1 pseudogene is annotated in these 249 nt (G+C 37.8%); it reads right to left on the bottom strand.

What is annotated here, in order from left to right:
* Window positions 1-249, bottom strand: a pseudogene (locus tag JFU56_RS22625) (MSHA biogenesis protein MshH); the annotation flags it as partial.

Genomic DNA, 249 nt, shown 5'->3' with positions numbered 1-249 from the left:
CTTATCTTCCATGCTTAAAATGAGTTGTTGCTCATAATAGAATGCATTATTTTTGAAGGTTCGATCAAACAGTCCACGCCATCTGACAGTACCTTTGGCATAAACTGGTGTTTGCTCTTCTTGTTCGTACAAGAACCAACCAGAGCAGCCTTGTAATACCGCAATCTTTAATGCCTGATCGACGTTTTCTAATACTTCTTCTGTGCGTTCAGCATAATTATAAATTGCGACACCAGTATAAAATAATTC

This window comes from Moritella sp. F3, assembly GCF_015082335.1.
Taxonomy (GTDB): Bacteria; Pseudomonadota; Gammaproteobacteria; order Enterobacterales; family Moritellaceae; genus Moritella.
This window is presented reverse-complemented; position numbering and strand designations above follow the sequence as displayed.